The organism is Deinococcus humi (assembly GCF_014201875.1).
Classification (GTDB): Bacteria; Deinococcota; Deinococci; order Deinococcales; family Deinococcaceae; genus Deinococcus; species Deinococcus humi.
Window position 1 is genome coordinate 90418 of sequence record NZ_JACHFL010000007.1, and the last position, 20010, is coordinate 110427.

A 20010-nucleotide genomic window follows, 5' to 3' on the forward strand; every position below is an offset into this window, starting at 1 on the left:
CTATGGGGTCTTTATGTTCCGGTTGCTGAGCGTTCCCGCCTTCTTTCCCCTGTGGCTCGGACAGGTGATCTCGCAGATCGGCGACCGGGCACTGGGCCTGGCGCTGGGGTTCTTCGTGTTCAAGGAAACCGGTTCCGTGACCGCCACGGCGCTGCTGGCGTTGTCGGTGTACCTGCCGGGCCTGCTGTTCGGTTCCTTCGCCGGGGTCCTGACGGACCGCTGGGATCGCCGACGCGTCCTGATCATCAGCCAGATCCTGCAGGGAGCCGTGATGTTGCTCTTGCTGCTGGCCACCCAACCAGGGTGGCTGTGGGTCGCGTACGCCGTGACCTTCGCCGAATTGACCCTGAGCCTGGTCGCCATGCCCGCCGGCGCGGCGCTGCTGCCCTCTCTGGTCGGCGAGGAGCGGCTGGGCCGCGCGAACGCCACCCTGTCGGTCGGCACCACGGTGGCCCGCCTGCTGGGGCCGCCACTGGGGGGCGTGCTGGTGGCCTCGGCGGGAGTGCGCGGCGTGGTGATCTTCGACACCCTGACCTTCCTGGGCGCGGCGCTGTGCTTCATGCGGCTGCCCCGGGTTCCTGTGACACAGTCTGTGTCAGACACGGCTCCGGACACGCTCATCGGTTCGTGGCGAGCACTGGCCACCGAGTGGCGTGCGGGGCTGCACGTGATCCGGCACAACCGCGTCATCCTGGGCCTGCTCGTGGTGCTGGGCCTGACCAGTCTGGGCGGCACCCTGATCGATTCCGCCTATATGCCCTTCGTGCAGGGTGTACTGCACGCAGACGCTGCCCAGGTGGGCCTGCTGAGCACCGTCATGGGGGCCAGCACCCTGCTGGGTGGTGTGATCGCCAGCTGGGCCGTCGGGCGGCTGCCCCTGGCGCGGCTGGCGGCTGGCGGCACCCTGCTGGTGGGCGCGCTGATGCTGCTGATGTATACGCAGACCTCCCTGACAGTCATGTTCGCCGTCACGGCCGTGCTGGGCGTGCCGATGGTGGTCTCAAACGTGGCCACCTCGACGCTGGTGCAACTGGCCACGCCAGACGCGTACCGGGGCCGGGTGTACGGGGCGCTGGGCACCACCACCGCGCTCGCCGGCGTCATCGCCACCGGCGGAGCGGCCCTGATCGGCGCTCAGATCGGCCCGGTACGCCTTCTGACCGTAGCCGGCGGCCTCACCCTGCTGGGCGCTGTGGCGGCCACGGTGTTGCTGCGGCCCCCCAGCGCTCCAGTTGGGGATCGGCACGCCGTGGGCACGCCAGGCGAGGACGCGACCACATGAGGCGGCGTAGTGGCCCAGCCGAGCATGCTCGGCTGGGCCACTACCTCCTGACATGCGTTGTCAGGGCTTCAAGGCCCAGGGCCGCCCCTCCTCCCAGGTCAGGACGGCAGCGTGCAGTTGCCGGCGGGTGTGTTGAGCGTCCCAGGCATGAAAGATCAGGACGTCCTGGCCCTCCAGGGTGGTGGCGCTGGCGTGGCCAGGACCGATCAGCGTTCCGGCGGTCCGCAGCACATTCGCGCCCTCCAGCGGTTCGGTCCAGGGACCGAGTGGGTGATCGGCTACCGCGTGTCCGACGCCGTAGGTTTCGTTGGTCCACGCCCCACCGGAGTACAGCAGGTGAAATTGACCGTTGCGAAAGAGCACGAAAGCACCTTCCAGGGTATGCCAGTCGTACACCTCACCGTACATTGACCGTCCCGCCTGGTAACGTTGCCACTCGCTGCTGGCCCGCAGGATGGTCTGCGATTCGCCCAGCCGGGTCATGTCGTGCAGAGGAGCGACGGCCAGCACAGTGCCGGGGCGCTCACCGCCCAGATCATCACGCGCGAAGAACATCCACCACGTTCCGTCCGGGGCCCGGAAGGGGTGGGGATCGATGGCGAAGGGCTCGTCCGGTGTGAGATTCAGCCCCTGGTCCACGAAAGGACCGAGCGGGTGGGCCGCCGTTGCCACTCGCAGATGATGTCCCTGATCACCGTGACCAACCGAGTAGTACAGGTAAAAGGTATCGCCGTTACGCGCGACCTCCGGGGCCCAGTAATCCAGCCGCTCCGGTTGCAGCGGCTCCAGGACGCCGCCGTGCGAGGTCCAGTCCACCAGGTTCGGCGAGGACAGTACCTCGAAAGCCCGCGTGCCTGTCTCGCCGTTCAGGCCAGTGCCGTAGGCGTAATACGTGTCGCCGTCAAGCAGCACGAAGGGATCGGCAAAATAACCGGCATATAGGGGGCCGGACGGCAGCGAGGGAGAGGGGGGAGGGCGGCTCATGGGGTGGGTGCCCGCTGCGGCGCAAGGGTAGGCCCAGCCACCTGGACCCGGCCGCCGGAGAAGGTCACCGGGTCCAGCCGCAGGCTGCGGTATCCGCCCACCGCGTCCGAGGTGCGGCCCGCAGTCCAGGCGTGGTAAGCCAGCCACGTGCGGCCCGCGCCGTCGGTCACCACTGTCTGGTGGCCGGGCCCGGCCACCTCGCCCTTGCTGACCAGGATTGGATTTTCCGGAGCCTTCTTGTATGGCCCGGTCACGCGCGTTGCCGTCGCGTAACCTACCGCGTACAGGTCACTGTCGTATGGCCCGGCGGAGTACAGCAGGTAATACACGCCGCCTGCGCGGTACAGGGTGGGGGCTTCAATGACGTTGCCCTCCCACAGCTGGAAGTTCTGGATCAGGGTGCTGGCCTTTCCAGTCAGCTTCAGGCCGTCTGGACTGAGCGGCTGAAGGTAGAGGTTCGTGGCCTGGTTGCAGCAGTTGCCGTCGTTCTTCCACAGCAGGTAGCGTTTGCCGTCCGCATCCTTGAAAGGGCTGGCGTCGATGCTGCCGCCCTCAGCAAGCTGGCAGACCAGCGGCTTGCCGGAGGTGTCCCTGAACGGTCCCGCCGGCGAGGCCGCCGTCGCCACGCCGATGCACTGGCGGCCGCTGGCGTCGTCCTGGGCAGTGAAGTACAGCGCAAAGGTCTTGCCGATCTGAGTGACTTCGGGGGCCCAGGTCCGTCCGCCCCTGGTCCACTCGGGCAGCACCGGCATAGCGTCGCCGGCGGCCTCCCAGTGCACCAGATCCCGGCTGACCGCGTGCGGCACGTTGGCATTCGAGCTGTTGGTGGAATAGGCGTGGTAGACATTGCCGACGCGCAACAGGCCTGGATCGGGGAAGTTCTCGTCGAGGACTGGATTTCGGAAGGTGGCGGTGGGGGCCGGCGCGGGGCGGGCCGTCGCCGGGCCGCTCCCGCCCGCCAGCGTGGAACTGGAGAGCAGAGCGCCGGTCAGGCCCAGGCCCAGCAGCAGTGGAAAACGCGACATGGTTACTCCTTGAGACCGGTGGTGGACAGGCCCGATTCCAGAAAGCGCTGCGCCAGCAGGTAGGCGATCAGCGCGGGAACTGCCGCGAGGGTGGTGGCGGCCATCAACTTGCCGTACTCGGTCACGTAACGCTGCGAGAAGGTGGTGATGCCCACCGGCAACGTCATCTTGTCTACGTCCGTGACGGTGAACAGCGGCCACAGGAAGTTGTTCCACGATCCCATGAAGGCAAACACCGCCAGCGTCGCCAGAGAGGGAATACTCAGGGGCAAAATGATTCGCCACAGGATCTGCAGGCTGTTCGCGCCGTCGAGCCGCGCAGCCTCCTCCAGCTCGCGCGGAATGCCCATGAAGAACTGGCGCAGCAGGAACACGCCGAACACCCCACTCAGCCCCGGCCAGATCAGCGCGTGGTACGAGTTGATCCAGTTGAAATTGAGCATCATGATGTAGGTGGGAATCAGGGTCACGATGCCGGGGATCATCAGGCTGGACAGGATGAACCAGAACCAGGCGTTGCGCCCCGGGAAACGCATGCGCGCCAGCGGGTAGGCGGTCAGCGCACACAGCGCGACGTGCAACACGGTAAAGGCCAGGGCCACATACAGTGAATTGCCGGTCCAGCGCAGGATGTTGCCGTCCGGCGAGGTCAGCACCTCACGGTAATTGTCCAGGGTGGGCCGGCTGGGAATCCACTGTACCGGCAGTGAGATGGCGTCGGCCTCGGTCTTGAATGAGGTGGAGATCATCCAGTAGACCGGGGCCAGGAAGATGATCGCCAGCACGCACAGCAGCAGAAAGCGTGGGAGATCGCGCGGCATCCGGCGACGGCGCACACGGCGGACGGGGGCAGTCGTGGTCATCCCTCGTCCCCCTTCACGTCACGCGCCATCAGGCCGAACTGCGCGGCCGTGAAGATGAGCATGATCAGCCCGAAAGCGAAGCCCATGGCCGCGGCGCTGGAATACTGCGCGTTGGTGAAGCCTTCCTCGGTGATGTACTGGATCACGCTCTGTGTCGAGCGGCTCGGTCCGCCGTTGGTGATCAGCAGCGATTGTCCGAACAGTTGAAACGACGCCAGTGCCGTGGTGACGAACACGAACAGCGTGACCGGGGCCAGCAGAGGTATGGTAATGAACCGCAGGCTCTGCCACGGTGTGGCCCCATCCAGGGAGGCGGCCTCATACAGGCTGACGGGCACGTTGCCCAGCGCTGCTAAGTACAGCGTCATGTTGAAGCCCACGGTCCACCACACCGTTCCGACCACGATGGGCACCCAGGCCAACCCCTCGGTGGACAGCCAGGGAATCGGCGGGGCACTCGCCAGCACCATGCGTGCAGCATTGACCAGCCCGATCTGGTTGTCGAACATCCAGCGCCACAAAATACCCATCACCGAGACAGTCAGGATGCCCGGCATGAAGAACACAGCCCGGAAGAAGGTACGCCCGAAGATGGGCCGGTGCAGCAGCAGCGCCAGCCCCAGCGCGGCGATCAGCAACAGCGGCACGCTCACGATGGTGAAGAAGGTGGTGTTCCACAAGGTCTTCCAGAAGAAGTCGGCCTGTGGCGTGCCCGGTGTGAACAGGTTGCGGTAGAACTCGGATCCCACGAACGTTTTGACCGGATTGAGCAGATCCCAGCGGTGCAGGCTGATGTACAGCCCGTAACCGATGGGATACACAGTGAACAGGAAGAACAGCACCGCGTGGGGCAGCAGGTACAGGTACGGTTCCAGCGGGACGCGGCGGCGCGGAGTGGGAGCGGGGGCCGTGGTGGTCCGGGCGGGCGCCTGGGTGATGGTCATGGACGGGACACCTCTCGCGGGGGTGAGAGACCGACGAAGACAGCGGCCCGGCCCACCTTGCCTCCGGTGTCAGAGGGAAAGGGGCCGGGCCGCCGCTTGCCTTACTGGGCCGGCATTACTGGAAGTTCTTGCGGGCCTGCTCGATCTGCTTGTTGGACTCCTTCACGCCGTCGTTCAGGGCCTGCGAGACGGTCTTCTTGCCCAGGTAAGCGGCTTCCCATGCCTGATCGAATGGTGCCATCACCTGACCCACCCACGGGTAGCCGCTGGTGGCGTACACGCTGTCCAGGCGGTCAAAGATGCCGCTGATGGGTGCCTTTTCGAAAGTGGCATTCTTGGCGACGGCGGCCTGGGTGGGGAGGCTGCCGGTGCTGGTCCAGGTCAGGTTCTGCGCGGGCTGGCTCAGCCAAGCCATAAAGTCCAACGCAGCCTTGCGTTTATTGGCGTCGTAGCTGGAAGGCTGTTTGGGCAGGGTCAGGTGGCTGGATCCGCCCCAGGCCGCGTCCTTGACCGTTCCGCCCACGCGTGGCATGAAGGTCACGCCAAAGTTCATCTTCTGGCTCTCGAAACGGTCCAGGTACCACTGACCGCTGGGGAAGAAGCAGACCTTGCCCTGGCTGAAGGCGGCCAGTTCGGCTTCCTCGGTGCTGTTGGGACGCGCCACATGCTGCTTCTGCACCAGATCGACCAGGAACTGGACGGCGCTGATGGCCTGCGGCGAGTTGAAGGCCGCGTTCTGGTCCTTGTTCACCATCTGACCACCGTTCTGAAGGATGGCCGCGTAGGCGGCCCGGGCGCCCACCCAGTTGTTGTACAGGCTGATTCCCCAGGTGTCCAGGTTTTTGGGATCAAAGCCCGTCTGGCCCGCCTTCTTGCCGCTCTTGTCCACCGTGCAGGCCAGGGACGCCTTCAGGAGCTCATCGCGCGTGCGGGGCGGCTTGTTGGGGTCCAGCCCAGCCTTCTTCATCAGGTCTTTGTTGTAGAACATCACGTAGGCGACGCTGGAAATCGGCACCCCGTACGCCTGATCCTTGTAATCCGCCGTGGCGAACAGCGGCCCGAAGAACTTGGACTTGTCGATGCCCGCCCCCTTCAGCTCGGCAGGGGTCAGTGGCGAGACTGCGCCGCGCGCCACGAAACCAGTGATCTGGTCCTCATTGATTACCACCACGTCGGGGGCCTTGCCCGAGGCAACCAGGGCCGGGAGCTGCTGCCAAGTGGTGCCCCATGGCTGGGCCTGGGCCCGCACCTGAACGTTGGGGTGGCTGTCGTTGTACTTCTTGATCAGCCCTTCCATCACGGGCCGGTCCGGACCGGTAAACCCGTGCAAGAAGGTCAGGTTGACCTTGGGACCGGTGTAGCCCTGGGCGTTGGCCGGACCAGAGGAGACGGCGAAGGTGACGGCGGCGGTCAGCAGGACCAGACGGGACAGTGGTGTGCTCATTGGATCAAACCTCCAGTAAGTGGAAATCAAAGTCGGGAAGCCGGGCTTCCGAGACCGTAATGTCCTGAACGGTGTTGCGCGGTGGCAGCCTGAGAAACTTGCGTTGTGTGCAGCTCTCAAAGTACCTCACCACAAAATAGCCGTCAATCTTTTGATAACAGTTGAGGATAAGTGTAGTTTTCACTTTTCTTGCCATGTTCCTTGAGTTGCTCTAAATGTTTGCACCCCTCATTGACTTTTGAGGCCCGCAAGGTGCAGCCACACCGTTTGAGCAGATGTTTTCCCTGGGATGATCGAGCGTGGGGACCAGCCGCCTCTTGCGCTCACGTCATCCTCGGGAGACCGACGGACATTCTCCGGCTCCGCATCGCTCTTCAGGGCCTGCTCATGACACCTTGGCCCACCGCACCCGGCTTGCCTACGTCTAATCACCTCTAACAGAGTTTGTCTATCGTAAGGGTGAAAGAGATTGGGAAGAAACCATTCCTTAGCCTGAGCTGTTCCGCCCTGTCCTGCACGCCCGTCCTGTTGTCCTGCCTTGGAGATTCCATGAACACCCCATCCCCCCATCCCCGGCCTCAGCTCCAGCGCCCAACCTGGCGCAGCCTCGACGGCGAGTGGCAGTTCGCCTACGACGACATGGCCCGCTGGCAGCAGCCGGCAGACGTGACCTTCGACCGGACCATCATGGTGCCCTACGCCCCGGAGAGCGCCCTGAGTGGGATCCACGACAGTGGATTTCATCCGGTGGCCTGGTATGCCCGTGAGATTTCAGTGGATCGCCAGGAAGTGGCGGGACGGGTGCTGGTGCATTTCGGAGCGATTGACTATGCCGCGCAGGTGTGGGCGGGTGGCCGTCTGGTCGGGCAGCATGAGGGCGGTCACACCCCCTTTACCGTGGACATCACTGAAGCGCTTGGCGACGGCGATACCGTTCAACTGGTGGTGAGGGCTGAGGACGATCCACATGAGCTGGCACAGCCACGCGGTAAACAGGACTGGAAGGCTAACCCGCACATCATCTGGTATCCGCGCACCACCGGGATCTGGCAGAGTGTCTGGCTCGAATGGGTGCCGGAAACCCGGGTGGAGTTCCTGCGATGGACACCCTGGCTGGACCACTGGGAGCTGGGACTGGAAGTGCAGCTGACCGGTCCAATGGCTGCTGGACTGCGGGTGCGCGTGCGTTTGCACGCCCAGGGGCGTGAACTCGTCGAGGACACCTACAAGCTCACCAACCGTAATGTCAGCCGCCGCATCGCCATTCCTGATCCTGGGATTGATGACGCCCGCAACGAACTGCTGTGGAGTCCGGAACATCCCCAGCTCATCCAGGCGACCATCGAGGTGATGGACGGCGAACGGGTTGTGGATCAGGTGCAGAGCTACACGGCGCTGCGCTCGGTGACCTCTGACGGACAGCGCTTCTTGCTCAATGGCAATGCCTACACCCTCAAGATGGTCCTGGATCAGGGGTACTGGCCGCAGGGACTGATGACGGCGACCGATGAGGAATTGCGCCGCGACGTGGAATTGACCAAGCGGCTGGGCTTTAACGGGGCCCGGAAGCACCAGAAGGTTGAGAACCCCCGCTGGCTGTACTGGTGCGACGTTTTGGGGCTGCTGGTCTGGGAAGAGATGCCCAGCTCGTACCGCTTTACCCCGGAGGGGGTCGAGCGCCTGACCCGCGAGTGGATGGAAGTGATCCGCCGCGACGTCTCGCATCCGTGCATCGTGGCGTGGGTGCCCTTCAACGAGAGCTGGGGCGTGCCGGACCTGCCGACCAACCCGGCACAGCGCGACTACGTCCGGGCGTTGTATCACCTGACCCGGACCCTGGACCCGAGCCGACTGGTGATCGGCAACGATGGCTGGGAACATGTGGCCACTGACCTGCTGGGCATTCACGACTACGCCCATGATCCTGCCGTGCTGACCCGGCGATACGGAAGCCCGGAGGCCCTGTCTCGTCTGCTGACCCAGCCTTTTGGCCGCCGCCTGCTGCTGGATGACTTCAGCGCCGAGGGCAAACCGGCCATCCTCAGCGAATTTGGGGGCATCGCCTACAGCTTGGAAGACGAGCGGGGCTGGGGCTACCACCGGGCAGGCGACAGCACGGCGTTTCTGGAACTGTACGAGGGGCTGCTCGCGGCCGTCCATGAGTGCGACGCTCTGGCCGGCTTTTGCTACACCCAGCTGACCGACACTTTTCAGGAAAAAAATGGCATCCTGACCGAGAACCGCGAGCCGAAGGCTGACCTTGCACGTCTGGCGCTGGCGACCCGAGGGCCGCGTCATGCCTGGGACATCGACCTGGATCCCGACCCACACCCGCTGGGTTACACGGATCGCTGGCGGGAGCGGGAAGCGCAGGCGAGGCCGGAGGACCTCCACGCTTTGAAGTAAGCAGAGGGGGCCCGGACACGCAGTCCGGGCCCCTTTTGTTGCCCAACCCCTTCAGCCAGGAGAGGAGCGGCGTGAGGGAATTCTCGGCAGACAGGGCCTGCCGGAGGTTTACAGGGCGCTCCAGTGATGCTCGGGCAGGCCATACTGTTCGCGTAAAGCCTGCGCCGCCGCGTGATGCGTCCCGCCCACCTGTTCCCTCAGTCGCTTGGCCCAGAGATCGTGCAACTGGGCCTGCCACGCGACGTTCGGCGCGCGCTCAAGCTGACCCTGCGCCTCGGTGAGGTAGGGAACGGCGTCGTCACCCCTTTCAAGCATGAGCAGGATGGCCGCTTCCTCCAGGGCGCGCATGGCGTTCAGGTGTGTGGGGAAGGGGCGGCCGTCCCTCGCACGCGCGATCTCTGCCCAGGCCTCCTCGGGCCGTCCGGCAAGTCGCAACGTCTTGGCGTGGAGGACCGGAAATGAGCCTAGGAGCGCATTGTGCTGGGTCGTGTGGTCCCGGTGGGCCTGCTGATACAGCGCTCCGGCGAGGCCAAGGTCGCCTGACGTCTGCGCCACTATGATCTGCGCGTTGAGCAGCGCCACGCGCTCGCCGTGGTTGGCGTCGAGGCGACCCAGATGGGCCGCGCCGCGCGCCACCACCTCGCGCGCGGCCGCGACCTCGCCGAGCTCGCACAACACCCGTGCGAGCTTGCCGAGGCTCGACCCGGCCCGCAAGACGTCATTGCGCCTGAGATGCAGCCCCTCTGCCCGTTCCAGGTGAAAACTCGCCTCGCAGGGCGCGGTGGCGGTCAGTGCGAGCCCCAGACCCTCCTGCGCTTTGGCCTGCCACTCCAGCGACGCTGCCCGTTCGCCCAGGTCCGCCAGCCGCCTGAGGTGAACGAGCGTCTCCTCCCGCTGTCCGCGAATGTACGCCATCAGTGCCAGCCCCTCGGTGAGCTGTGCCTCCACCAGCCAGGCCTCAGGCCCCACCTCCGCGGCGCGCAGGGCAGCGAGCCCCGCGCGCACGACCGGTTCGATGCGGGAGACGTCCATGGTCCCCTCGGTGGCGCGGTACTCCTGCATAAAGGCGGTTGCACGCTCCAGCGGCGTGACCGCCCGCTGGTGTAATGCCTGCACCACATCCGCGTGCCGGGGATCGTCCATGTTGGCGAGGACCTCGGCCCGCAGCGCGAGGGCACCGAAGGCGGCGGCAGGGTCGGGTGCGGTGAGCCGTTCGGCAGCCTCAGCGAAGAACCGCTGGGCCTCTTCCAGCCGTGCGGACCGCCAGGCCACGTGTCCGGCCTGGATGAGCCACGGGGCAGCCTCGGCCGGCTGTCCACCGGCGAGCCAGTGCCCGGCCACCCGGGCCGGAGAGACCCCGGCCGACGCGCCCAGCGCGCGGGCGGCCGCCCGGTGGAGCAAGCGGCGCACTCCCTCGGGCGTCTCCTGGCGCAGGATCTCGGCGATGAGATCGTGACTGAAACGCTCGCCGACCACAATCTGAGCCTCCTCCAGTTCTTCCCAGGCAGTGACGACCTCCAGCAGGGGGGCGCGCAGCACCTCTGCCACGCGTTCAAGGTCGAAGTCACTCTGGAGGACCGCTGCCGCCCGCGCGGCATGCAGGGCGGGGACCGAGAGGCCTGAGAGGCGCCTGGAGATGATGCTTGAAACCTTCCCAGCCACCGGCAGAGGCTGCCCGGCGTCGAGAGGTCCCTGCTCGATCATGTGCTTGACCGTTTCCAACACGAACAGCGGGTTGCCCCCGGTGAAGCGGGCGAGTTCCCCCCCACGCTCCCCCAGGCCGGGCAGGTCGAGGCTCACGGCGAGTTCACGCACGTCCGCATCCCCCAGGGGGGCAACGTCAATCCACACCGATTGACCGGCGGCCACGAACCGCCCGAATAGGGCGCGCGCGCTTTGGTCCAGTTCCTCGGCGCGGAACGTCCCAATAAAGTGTGGAAGTCCCCCTGGCTGGCCGAGCGGGAAGTGGTTCGCCAACATTGCCATGCCCATCTCAGAGGTCGCGGAATCGACGTCATGCAGATCCTCGAACACGCTCACCACCGCGCCCTGCAGTTGGATGGCCACGCCCGACATGAGATGAATCGCCTCAATCATGCGGGGGTCGGCGTGGCCGCCGCCGAGGTCCGCTCTGGTCTCGGGCAGCAGTGGGGCAAGGGCGGGCATGACCCAGGCTGGAAGCTCGAAATCCGCCGGCAGCAGGTCCAGCACGCGGCGCAACATGCGCGCAGTGGTCGTGAAAGGTGCGGCGCGGTCACCCGGCCTGCCCTCCAGACGAAAGGCCGCGCCCTTGCTCGCCACGAAGTCGTGCATCAACCGCGACTTGCCTGATCCGGCTGGGCCGACGAGCAGGATGGACTGCCCGTTTGCCCATGCCTGCTCCATCCGGGCCCACTGGGCCGCCCGTCCTACCAGCACTGGCGGCCTCAGGACGGACAGCGGGATGCGGGGCGCAGCGGGTACGGGCGGCGCTTCAACCGCGCCCCGGTCAATGAGCTGGGCAAGGTCCTGGGTTTCGGGCAGTGGCTCCACGCCCAGTTCGCGTTCCAGCACGTCCCGGCAACGGTGGTATGCCTTGAGGGCCGCCGGACGGTCGCCGGCGAGATACAGCAGCCGCATCAGGCGGCGGTGCGCGTCTTCAGACAGGGGATCAAGGTCCACAAGGGCGCGGGCGAGACGCAGGGCGCCCACAAGATCGCCTTCGGCCTCGGCGTGGGTCGCGGCATCCGCCAGCCGCTCGGCCCGCGCGAGGTCGATACGCTCACGCCACGCCAGCAGCCACTCGGCGAGGTCAGGTTGGTCATCGAATGAGAGGCCGTCCAGCAATACGCCGGGGGGCACGGCTTCGGGCGCGGGGAGAGCCCCCCCCATGACTCCCCAGGCTGCCACGTCCGATTCCAGAACGCTGCCCAGCGCGACCGTCTCTCCCGCGTGGACGAGATCAGGATGATGGCTTTTCGCCACCCGGCGCAGCAGGTGGACGAGATTGTTGCGGGCCCCTGACTCGGGGGTGTCTGGCCACAGCAGGCCCGCCAGGCGAGAGCGAGACGTCGGCCCCTCCAACGCGAGATAGGTCAGGAGGGCGAGCGTCCGCTGTTCACAGCGCACGGCCTGCCCGGAGGGACCGAGGAGACGCGGTTTGCCGAAGGCCGCCAGGTGCCAGGCTGCGCTGTTCATGGGACCTTAAGATACCAGAAGGGCCTCGTTGAGGATCAGACTGGGGGGAGCCTGAGACTCAATCGTTCTTTCCCGATGGTATCGACTTGAAGTCCTCAGGGTGCCCGGCGGTTCGCCGCAGGCAGAAGCAGTCCACTCACGCTTCGGAAATTGCTGGACGAGGTTGCCAGAAGCTGACGTCCAAAACATTTGGCAAGGCGAGCAGCCCTCGCGGAGCTTCGTCCGGAAGGTGCGGCCTGTGATTATCTGCTGTCTTAGTCATGGGCATTCGTGCAGAAGGAAAAATAGGCGGGGTGGAGTGACTGAACAGCGCCGTTCTGTATAAAATATGAAACAGATGGCTGTCCTTATTAGTAGACTCATATAAAGTGACGAAGAAAATTTGAGAACACTGCCAAAATATATAACATTGCACTATCTCACTGAGTTATTGGTAAAATATAAATCTCTCCGCTGCTCTCATAAGCTAAATCGCCTTCTGGTGAGACAATGAAGCCATCCAAATCATTATTTACACCGAGGGCGGAAGGAAAAGGCAAGCTTACCAATTCCTCCCCATCGGAGACTAACAATTCGACGCCCTTTATAGAAGGATCATTATTAATCAAGAATACTGAGTCGCCGAAAGAATAAAGCTGTCCAGAGTTATAATACTTGTTGAAAGATTTTACTGAGCCGTCCATGGGATTGAGAATGTTTAAAGTGTTAGCCCACGAGTCCAGATACCAGATCTTGCCGTCATCGGTGGGAGCGATATTCAGAGCCAGATTGGCGCGCTCCTTGCCAATACTGAATTTGCGGGTCGTGAAGGTGGTGGGATCAAACCGGACCAGCGCAGGTGAGGTGTAATTTTCAGTGGTCCAAAGTGCACCGTCTGGAGCCACTTTCAAAGCAAAGAGAGTATTGCCTGGAGCGGTGATAGGCGTTAATTTCAAAACGTTGCTCGCTGGGTCATACACGCCAATCGACCAAGCCTGGGCTTCGGGCTGATAGTCCGGACGGAACAGAAAGGCTATCCGGCCATCGGGGAGGGATACCACGTTGATTATCCTTCCGTTTCTCTCGCCGACTTCGATCTGCGTTCTGGTCCCACTCACTGGGTCAAAGCCAAGCAAATACGCCACCGTGCTGAAATGAGAGATCCCCAACCAGATTTTCCCAGACGCTACGGCCAGCCCATAGTCATAGTAATCAGCATTCCCCCGTTCCAGGCCCAAATCATGGGTCTGTGTCTTGCCGTCGCGGGCACTGACCCCAACAAGCGTGGAATTAGCGTTAGATCCATTGCTGCCCGCTACCCAGTACACTCCGTCAACGAACGCGCTGGGACCGGCGGGAAACCGACAGGTGGGATAAGGACAATCGAGCGCCCCGCTAGGCAGCGTGGACACGCGGTAAACGAAGGCGAAGGCGTCCTCCCGCTGGCTGATAGTGCCGCCCGTGACACGGATGGGCAATTTGAGCAGTCCGGCTGCCGTGCCGAGCTTGACAGTGATTTTCAACTCGGTAGCGCCCCCCACCGTGGCTGTGACCGGCTGGGCGCTGACCCCTACTGGAGCGTCCACCAGCTCAGCGGTGACATTCCCTGAGAAGCCGTTTTGCGGGGTCACGGTCACCCGAATTACGGCGTTGTCACCGCTCCGCAGGGCGTTCTCTGGACTAATAATCCCCACTTTGAAGCTGGCCTTGGGCTGTTCGACAGGTTTGTCGCCATCAGCAGGGGGAATGACAGGAGACATAGTCCCTCCACCGCATGCGGAAAGGAGAAGCATGGAGGACAGGGCAAAAGCGGAGAGCAAACGATGAGCACGCGGGTTCATGTAATGTTTAGAGTATCAGTCAAAAATCACACAGCAAGCACATTTGCTGAACAGTCAAACCGGATCAATATGTATCCTTTTTCTCATATTAAGAGCTGTGGGAGTTACTCCATGGGCCTGAATCCCAGATGGAAGTGCGGCTCAAAGGTAATCAGCAACTAAAAGGATTCCCTGAGAATTTTCCAGATGATTCTGGGAGCCTAACCTCTTCAGGTTGCTGGGCTTTGACTGAGCGAACCCCATAAGGCCATCGTTCTTCCCTGGGCGTCATGGCCTCCGCTTTGCAGCTGTACTACTGTCAGCCAGCGAGATGTTGGGTAAGCACGCTATGATCTAGAGGCGGCCAAGGCCTGTGTAGTGTGCTGTCAGAAACGTCGCAGCAGGCGGCCCGAACGTCAGGCCGCCTGCTCAATGATCGTTCCTTTCTCAGACTCAGTTGCCAGCACCAGGCTCAGTCAGGTCAGAGTGTGTCTGATTTTGTTTCTCTAGCCTGTCGCTGCCGGGCCATTTGTAATGATGCAAAGCAGTAGGAGCCTCGCAGAGCAAGACTCCGTGCCCATCGGTAGTTCAGGGATTGCTGAGGAAAAGTTCGAGGGTCTCGCCGTAGTGGGTGTCATGGGTAAATGCGGCGCGCACGCTGGTCGAGGCTTCCTTCTGGCTACGCGAACTCAACAGCAGCTGCTGCCTGACTCCGTTCAGCACCTGGGTGGCGCTGACCCGATAGCCGCCCAATGGCACGTTCTGGACGCCAGATCCAAAAACGAACTTCCGTGTGAATGGTGCGGTGGTGCCCGCTGCATTCGGCCCGTCGGGGGTGAAGGTGAACTCCAGCGAGTCGTAATCGAGTTCGACATTGCTGTGTGCGATGGAGGTGTAGACCTTGCCGGAGGGTGCGTCGCTGGCCTTGTAGGTGAAGTTGCGCACGGCGCCGAGGGAGCCGTCGAAGGCGGTGTCGTCGTCGGGCGAGAGGCGCACTTCGACGGGCTCTCCACCGAAGCTCTGCCGCAGATAAGCGCCTGCCGCCCAGGTGCCGGGCTGATGGGCCAGGGCAATACGGTAGCGGCCCTGGGCGTCGGTGGTGCCCAGGGCATTCATGTTGTAGTAGGCGGTGTGGTCGGCGAACACCTGGACGCCCGCAATGGGCTTGCCCTTTTCGTCGCGCACCATACCCGTCATGACGTAGGGTCCGGCTTTGCCAGCGGCGTTGGCCGTCGTGCCTGTGACGAGGGAGACCCGCGTCATGCTCATGGTGTTGTCCTTTGAGGCGGTGTGGACCTGGTACGTTCCGCTCAGGGTATTGCCCCCCAGCTTGAGGTTGACCGTGGCGGTCTTCCCATCCACCCATTTGAAGGTATACGTGACGATGTTCTTCTTGGTGTCGAAGGTGCCTGTGAGTGGGAAATCCATCTTCGCGAAATGAGTGACGCCCGTGACCTTGTTGCCTTTGAGGGTGAGGGTCGCTTCAAGGGGGTAGAACCCGTCTAAAAGACCCTGCCAGGAGCCGCTGATAGGGTCGGCGGAAGTGGCAGTGGCGACGGGCTGAATGAGAAGAGCGAGGGCCAGCAGTCGGACGTACATCATGGTGTCTCCCTTTGCGCACGCTGGTGCGCTTTGACTGGCCAGAGCATGCGGGCGACAGGATGATGACCCGATGGTGCCCACGGGGACACAGCGAGCGGCGGCCCCTTGAAAGCAGAAGATGGGTTCCGCCCTGCTCAAGGGACCCCGCGTCCCAGTGAGGGCGGTCATTTGTTTTGAGCAACGAAAGCCAGGCCGTTGCGTTACAGCGGGGAAGCTTTCTTCGCAGATTGAAAACTTCCGGGCGACCCAATTGACGGGTCGTCGCACCGGAGAGACGGAGCAGCGAGCGCACAGGTTCAACACAGGTCAGCTGGTGCGGGCAGTCACCTCCGCCCTTGGCGGTTTGTCAGCAGCACCATCCGCTCATCATCCGTACCCACCTACGCTCCAGTCATTGAAAGCGGCGCACCTACGGCCGCCCAGGAGGAACGACATGAAGAACGCGAAACTGCTGCTGCTTGCCCTGGCCGTCACCACCCTGTCCGCCTGCGGTGGTGGGGCCACTCCCTCCCAGCCCGGCCCGACACCGCCCGGCCAGGAACAGCCCGGCCCCACGCCAGCGCCGCAGCCTGCTCCCGGCGCTTACACGGTGACCGGCCGCATCTTAACCGAGGCCGGTCAGCCGCTCGCCGGCGTGCAGGTGACGGCCTCGCACACGGTGTCCTACACCTACGGCTCGGGCGTCACCGATGCGCAGGGCCGCTACCGTATTGCCCTGGCCCAACAACTGGGCTCCTGGAACGTGTCGGCCACCATGACCCTGACCTTCGGCGGCGAGGACTTCGAGGTGCGTCTGGCCCCTGAGGATGACAACCCCTTTGCCGGAGCGCACGGCGCCGTGCGCGACTTCGTGTATCGAGCGAAGGATGCGCCCAAGGGCAAGGTGTTCGACTACATCGACAACTCGAACGTGGAGATCGACTACAACACAATGGAGGTCACGTTTACGCCGGACGGCCCCAACTCGGCTCACAGCACGGCGCCCTTCATGGTGAAGTACCCCTTCGGCTACGGCCTGCCAGATATCCCGCTGGGGCAGTACAAGGTCACGGCCACCCATGTCCGCAACGGGGTCAAGGAGCAGCTCCTGATCGCCACGCGCGACAACCCGAACTATCTTCCGCAGGCCGTAGCCCGCTTCCTGAACGACAGCCATTACGGCCCCAACATGGAACTGTTCTGGAAAAATCCGTAGTTCCGGGAGCTGTTCTCACCTCCAGAGACGCCGGGCCAGACCGCCGATGCACTGTCGGCCCCTGTTAAAGATGCTGTCCTGATCCAGGATAACCAAGACCGCTCCGGCATCACGATGGCGCCATCTATCAAGAACCCGGAATGTCCTGACGGTTTAACTGTCACGCCGTTCCAGAGCCCTCGGATCATCGCACCTTGGGGTGGGCCGTTCCCACGTCATCCGATACCTGCTGCGCCCTGGGGACCACCATGAAGCGTTCCCCTTCCCCCGATCTTGACCGCCCTTATCCTGACGCTCGGCGCCTGCGGAGGTGCCAGCTCCTCCACGCCCGCGCCGCGTCCCGGCCCCTCAGTGCCCGGTGGGGTCACCTCGCCCGTGGTGGGCGCCCTGACCGGCCGGGTGCTCAACGGCGAGCCGAGGCCCATACCTAACATGGAAGTCCGGGCCATCCACGAGGCCACCGCGTTCACGATAGGCACGATGACCGATGCCCAGGGCAACTGTTCCGTCGCCCTGCCCGCTCGCCCCGGCCCACGGCGGACTGAGGCAATCATGCGAGTCAGCGAGGGCGGTGATTTGCTCGACGTACCCACCGAACCCAAGACATCACGCCGTTTACCTCGGCCCGGGGGACCGCTCGGGACTTCGTGTATCTGAATGGCACCAACCTCTACGGTCGGTGGACGTGAGCGACGTGCATTCCGCTGTAGACCTTGACGCTGGCCTGGAATTGACTCTGATCCCCGTGTATCCCAACGTCCTGGGTGAAACGGCGATGCTCACGGTTCAGCCTCTCAAGTCACCAGTGGAATCGACAAAGATTCCGCTGGGGCTCTACCGGGTCACCCCCGTACAGACCTTTAACGGCGAGCGGCAACGGATGCTGATCAGCACCAGTCACCAGCCTGAGCCCGTCTTAGCCGCGGCGGTGGGGTTCTGCTTCCTGAACCGGGGCGACAAACTGATGGAACTTCGCCTGTTGAATCCCTGATCCACTGGCTTTCCCCCTTTCCCTGGCACTGTGGGCCCGCGCGCCCCGGTGCCAGTCGGCTTGTTCCGCCCTCCCGGCACCCCATCATCTCCCCATCATTCCCCCTCCGTCACTCTGCGCCTATGAACAGATTGAACCGCTTGTTCCCCCTTGCTGTCGCCTTGCTCGCTTCGCCCGCCCTGGCTGCCGGGGGCTGGGTATCCCTCAGCGACCAGACCATCCTCGGGCCGGAAGCCGGGATGCGCGCCCAGGTCGCCAAACTTCGCACCGAGGCCTGCCAGCCCACCGTGCGCGACTACAAGACGCCCGGCCTGGCACCCGTCGGCGGCTTAGACATCGACGAGGTGATCCGGTCCTTGGAAAAGATGCTCGCCACCTTCAAGCCCGGCGACCCGGCTCGTGCGGGGCTGGAACACTCGCTGAAGATGGCGCGCGAGCAGAAGGAAAATGGCACCAAGGTGCTGCCCCTGCCGGTGCGCCGCGAGAAAGGTGCCATGACCTTCGAAACGGCCCTCAGGACGGCGGAGACGTTGGTGGGCGCCAGGGGCAGAAAAGCGACGGGCGGCTCGTCGTCGGATGTGGTGGCGGCCCTGGCAGCAGAGAGTCCCCGCGCAGCCCTTGCCCTCCTGCTGGCCGGTCACCGCGCGAAGCCCAAAGACGCCATGACGCTGGTCAATCTTGCAGGCGTGCTGACTCTTGCGGGCCTGCCCCGTGAGGCCATCGCGGTGCTCGACCGGGCGGCGGAACTGGGCGGGAAGCTGCCCACGCCAGGGGGTGTGCCCGGGCAAGCCATTGCGCTGACCAACCGGGGGCATGCTTTCCTGGGACTGGGGCGCTGGAGCGAGGCGCAGGCCCCGCTGAAACAGGCCCTCTCGCTTGCCCCAGATCTCTCCGAGGCGCGCATGAACCTGTCCAAGGCCCTGCTGTGCAACGGCGACGTGAACGGCGCGACGAGGGAACTGCGGGTGGCACTGCGCCGCACCATTGCGCCCGAGAACAGCGACCTGATCCTCAAGGAAAAGACACCAGGACGCCACGGCGACGGGGTAGGGCCGCGCGAGCAGTCTCCAACCCGCCGTCCGTCGGCCTCGCTGTTCGACCTATCGCGCGGTGCCACCTTTGATCTGCCACAGCTCAAGCTGCCCAGAACCCGCCGCGAGGCCATCGTGATGCATTCGCAGTATGAGGCCCTCGAGCAGCAGGGACACGCGATTTTGCGCGCTCTGGGCGTCCGGGCCAGCGCTGTCAACCTCTCGCAGGTGCTCGACCCAGGCGAGATGCGCTGGTTCAAGCTGGTCAACGGTGCCATCACCACGTCCATCTTCGAGCCGGAAGTCTGGCCCGCGCATAAGGCGGCCTACGACGCCCACTACGCGCTCGACAAGGCGCGGCGTCCACTGGCCGATCAGCGCAACAAGACCATAGAGGCGGGCATGGCGCGCCTGGCTTCGGTGCCGCACACCTGCGCGGACGTGGACACGGTATACGACGATGCTTACCAGACCTATATGGACGCCCTACGGCCCTACCTCAAGGGGCAGGAACAGGCGATGGCGCGCTACGTCTCGGCGCGCGTCAAGTTCGAAACCGCGCTCGCCGCCAACCTGCCTGATCCGGCGGTACGCGCCTCCAAGCGGGCGCAGATCGAGGCGTCGGCCAAGGCCATGTTCTACGGCCCGGTCGTGTACGGAGGGGTCTTCTTCAGCGAAGTGCCGAGTCTGTTCTGCACCGAACAGACTCTGCCGGGCGTCCCGCTCGACCTCGCCGAATTGCCCACTCTCGACGCCGATCCCTGTGGAGGGATGTTCTCTGGAGCCAAGGTGAAGTCCAAGGTGCCCTCACCCGCCCTCAAGGCGCAGGGATTGGGCCTGAGCTTTTCACTGAGCTGCAAGAAAGTCGACATCGAACTGTCCACCTCATCCCTGATGGGCACCGATTGGCTGGGCGGATTCGCGTCCGCCAGCCTGGACTGGAACGGCAATGCCACCCTGTTTACGGGCGTGAAGGCCGAACTCAAGCTGCCCAAGGGTGTGCCTGTCACGGGTGGGATCGGGGCAAAGGAAGGCGTGTACATCAAGTTCGGCAAGGACGGAATTGAGGACGCCGGGATGCGCGTGGAACTCAAAGGCTCGCTGGGTGCGGGACCAGACGCCTCCACCGGGCTGTGGGAGGGCAAGATTGAGCAGGAGTTCGGCATCGCCGCCGCCGCCGCTTACTGGCGCGAACGCTGAGCGAGGGGACACGCACGGAGGGTGCGGTCACGGAAGACGAGGGCCTCCCCTCGGCGTCTTTTTCCAC

Annotated in this window: 14 protein-coding genes; 5 read left to right on the forward strand and 9 right to left on the reverse strand. The window is 64.0% G+C overall.

Annotation, left to right across the window (positions count from 1 at the left end):
* Positions 1-13: 13 nt before the first annotated feature.
* Entirely contained in the window at positions 14-1282 is a 1269-nt protein-coding gene (locus HNQ08_RS14190; RefSeq protein ID WP_184133393.1) for an MFS transporter, read from the forward strand.
* Between the two features lie 60 nt (positions 1283-1342).
* Here the strand turns inward: HNQ08_RS14190 and HNQ08_RS14195 are convergent, their stop codons facing one another.
* From HNQ08_RS14195 to HNQ08_RS14215, 5 genes are all read right to left on the reverse strand, one after another.
* Positions 1343-2266: a glycoside hydrolase family 43 protein gene (locus HNQ08_RS14195; protein ID WP_184133395.1), complete on the reverse strand. Its 924-nt coding sequence runs from the start codon at positions 2264-2266 to the stop codon at positions 1343-1345.
* Positions 2263-3291 (reverse strand): glycoside hydrolase family 43 protein, encoded by a 1029-nt coding sequence (locus HNQ08_RS14200; RefSeq protein WP_184133397.1) that lies wholly within the window; start codon positions 3289-3291, stop codon positions 2263-2265. Before HNQ08_RS14200 ends, HNQ08_RS14195 begins: the two co-directional genes overlap by 4 nt.
* 2 nt (positions 3292-3293) lie before the next feature.
* On the reverse strand, positions 3294-4154 hold the full coding sequence (locus HNQ08_RS14205) for a carbohydrate ABC transporter permease (RefSeq protein ID WP_184133399.1): 861 nt from the start codon (positions 4152-4154) through the stop codon (positions 3294-3296).
* Positions 4151-5098, reverse strand: a complete 948-nt coding sequence (locus tag HNQ08_RS14210; protein WP_184133401.1) for a carbohydrate ABC transporter permease — start codon at positions 5096-5098, stop codon at positions 4151-4153. Before HNQ08_RS14210 ends, HNQ08_RS14205 begins: the two co-directional genes overlap by 4 nt.
* A 115-nt stretch (positions 5099-5213) precedes the next feature.
* Positions 5214-6542, reverse strand: coding sequence for an ABC transporter substrate-binding protein (locus HNQ08_RS14215; protein WP_184133403.1), 1329 nt, complete (start codon positions 6540-6542; stop codon positions 5214-5216).
* Between the two features lie 549 nt (positions 6543-7091).
* Here HNQ08_RS14215 and HNQ08_RS14220 point away from each other — a divergent pair.
* On the forward strand, positions 7092-8948 hold the full coding sequence (locus tag HNQ08_RS14220) for a glycoside hydrolase family 2 TIM barrel-domain containing protein (RefSeq protein ID WP_184133405.1): 1857 nt from the start codon (positions 7092-7094) through the stop codon (positions 8946-8948).
* 108 nt (positions 8949-9056) lie between these two features.
* Here HNQ08_RS14220 and HNQ08_RS14225 read toward each other — a convergent pair whose 3' ends face one another.
* From HNQ08_RS14225 to HNQ08_RS14235, 3 genes are all read right to left on the reverse strand, one after another.
* Positions 9057-12125, reverse strand: coding sequence for an ATP-binding protein (locus tag HNQ08_RS14225; protein WP_184133407.1), 3069 nt, complete (start codon positions 12123-12125; stop codon positions 9057-9059).
* Between the two features lie 419 nt (positions 12126-12544).
* Positions 12545-13864, reverse strand: coding sequence for a Vgb family protein (locus HNQ08_RS14230; protein ID WP_184133409.1), 1320 nt, complete (start codon positions 13862-13864; stop codon positions 12545-12547).
* Between the two features lie 648 nt (positions 13865-14512).
* Entirely contained in the window at positions 14513-15526 is a 1014-nt protein-coding gene (locus tag HNQ08_RS14235) for a hypothetical protein (RefSeq protein ID WP_184133411.1), read from the reverse strand.
* Positions 15527-15959: 433 nt separating this feature from the next.
* Between HNQ08_RS14235 and HNQ08_RS14240 the strand changes: the two genes are divergently transcribed.
* Complete coding sequence (locus tag HNQ08_RS14240; protein WP_184133413.1) at positions 15960-16721, forward strand: carboxypeptidase-like regulatory domain-containing protein; 762 nt, start codon at positions 15960-15962, stop codon at positions 16719-16721.
* 215 nt (positions 16722-16936) lie between these two features.
* On the opposite strand, the gene HNQ08_RS14245 is transcribed toward HNQ08_RS14240, so the two are convergent.
* Entirely contained in the window at positions 16937-17275 is a 339-nt protein-coding gene (locus HNQ08_RS14245; protein WP_184133416.1) for a hypothetical protein, read from the reverse strand.
* A 131-nt stretch (positions 17276-17406) separates the two neighbouring features.
* On the opposite strand from HNQ08_RS14245, the gene HNQ08_RS14250 reads away from it, so the two are divergent.
* Positions 17407-17712 carry a hypothetical protein gene (locus HNQ08_RS14250; protein ID WP_184133418.1) on the forward strand — a complete coding sequence of 102 codons (306 nt, stop codon included), beginning with the start codon at positions 17407-17409 and terminating at the stop codon, positions 17710-17712.
* 122 nt (positions 17713-17834) lie between these two features.
* Positions 17835-19943, forward strand: coding sequence for a tetratricopeptide repeat protein (locus HNQ08_RS14255; protein WP_184133420.1), 2109 nt, complete (start codon positions 17835-17837; stop codon positions 19941-19943).
* Positions 19944-20010: the final 67 nt, after the last annotated feature.

Coding starts and splice junctions, on each gene's coding strand:
- HNQ08_RS14195 (WP_184133395.1), bottom strand. CDS start 2,266: ATGAGCCGCCCTCCCCCCTCTCCCTCGCTGCCGTCCGGCCCCCTATAT.
- HNQ08_RS14215 (WP_184133403.1), bottom strand. CDS start 6,542: ATGAGCACACCACTGTCCCGTCTGGTCCTGCTGACCGCCGCCGTCACC.
- HNQ08_RS14255 (WP_184133420.1), top strand. CDS start 17,835: ATGAACAGATTGAACCGCTTGTTCCCCCTTGCTGTCGCCTTGCTCGCT.
- HNQ08_RS14230 (WP_184133409.1), bottom strand. CDS start 13,864: ATGTCTCCTGTCATTCCCCCTGCTGATGGCGACAAACCTGTCGAACAG.
- HNQ08_RS14240 (WP_184133413.1), top strand. CDS start 15,960: ATGAAGAACGCGAAACTGCTGCTGCTTGCCCTGGCCGTCACCACCCTG.
- HNQ08_RS14235 (WP_184133411.1), bottom strand. CDS start 15,526: ATGATGTACGTCCGACTGCTGGCCCTCGCTCTTCTCATTCAGCCCGTC.
- HNQ08_RS14210 (WP_184133401.1), bottom strand. CDS start 5,098: ATGACCATCACCCAGGCGCCCGCCCGGACCACCACGGCCCCCGCTCCC.
- HNQ08_RS14225 (WP_184133407.1), bottom strand. CDS start 12,125: ATGAACAGCGCAGCCTGGCACCTGGCGGCCTTCGGCAAACCGCGTCTC.
- HNQ08_RS14205 (WP_184133399.1), bottom strand. CDS start 4,154: ATGACCACGACTGCCCCCGTCCGCCGTGTGCGCCGTCGCCGGATGCCG.
- HNQ08_RS14190 (WP_184133393.1), top strand. CDS start 14: ATGTTCCGGTTGCTGAGCGTTCCCGCCTTCTTTCCCCTGTGGCTCGGA.
- HNQ08_RS14200 (WP_184133397.1), bottom strand. CDS start 3,291: ATGTCGCGTTTTCCACTGCTGCTGGGCCTGGGCCTGACCGGCGCTCTG.
- HNQ08_RS14220 (WP_184133405.1), top strand. CDS start 7,092: ATGAACACCCCATCCCCCCATCCCCGGCCTCAGCTCCAGCGCCCAACC.
- HNQ08_RS14245 (WP_184133416.1), bottom strand. CDS start 17,275: ATGATTGCCTCAGTCCGCCGTGGGCCGGGGCGAGCGGGCAGGGCGACG.